Genomic DNA, 912 nt, shown 5'->3' with positions numbered 1-912 from the left:
GCGGGTAACGGCCACGTACATTTTACGTAAGTCTTCGGCGAGGATCTCATTACTCAAACGCTGTTTGTTGTCGTCGTCTTTTGACCACAATACCTGTAGCTCACCGTTTTCATCGTGGTACACCGCCGGCGGTTTTATCCGGTAGGCTTCCGCCTGGGTGTAGGCCACAAAAGGCATGAACACCAACGGGTACTGCAGGCCTTTCGACTTGTGAATGGTGATGATTTTTATCAGTTCGTCGTCGCTTTCTAAGCGCAGCTGCTGCTCGTCACTCTGGGTGCGGCTGTTGCTGCCAAAGCCATGGCGCTCGTTCACCTGCTCGGCAAAATGGTTCACCAACGCCGGAATACCGTCCAGTACCAGACTCTGTTGTTGCAGCAGCTCGGCAATGTGCAGCACGTCGGACAGTTGGCGTTCGCCGTGAATGCGGTCTTCCAGTAGCTTTGCGGGCACCTGATGGTCGTGCAGCAGGCTGTGCAACATGGCTAATACGCCCTGTCGCTGCCACTGGTCGTGATAACTTAAAAACTGCTCAACCCGCTCTTCCCACTCGCGTTCGTGGCTGTGAATATGTTCCAGCTCCGCCAGCGGCAGGCCAAGTAACTGTGTCGCCAGGGCGCTGCGTATCAACGACGGGTCGCGCGGTTCGGCGCAGGCACTTACCAGCGCCAGTAAGTCTTTGGCAACGCGCTGCGCAAATACCGATTCCCTGTCTGACAAATAAACGCTTTTCAGCCCGCGATCGCTCAGCGCCTTTTTAATGGCGTTGGCTTCATTAAAGTTATTCACCAGCACCGCAATGTCACTGGTTTTGACGCGCTGCTCCAGCTTATCGTCACCGTTGTAATAGCCCGCCTGCGGGTCATTAAGCAGGGAGGCAATCAAGTTAGCGTGGTGGTTCGCGGCAGCCCG

The 912-nt window shown here is 55.5% G+C and carries 1 protein-coding gene; it reads right to left on the bottom strand.

Annotated features, from left to right (window positions below):
- A partial coding sequence (locus tag B3180_RS14790; RefSeq protein ID WP_286845265.1) for a 3'-5' exonuclease occupies positions 1 to 912 on the bottom strand: 912 nt, incomplete at both ends.

The sequence above is a fragment of the Idiomarina sp. UBA4206 genome, assembly GCF_002383015.1.
GTDB lineage: Bacteria > Pseudomonadota > Gammaproteobacteria > Enterobacterales > Alteromonadaceae > Idiomarina > Idiomarina abyssalis.
This window is presented reverse-complemented; position numbering and strand designations above follow the sequence as displayed.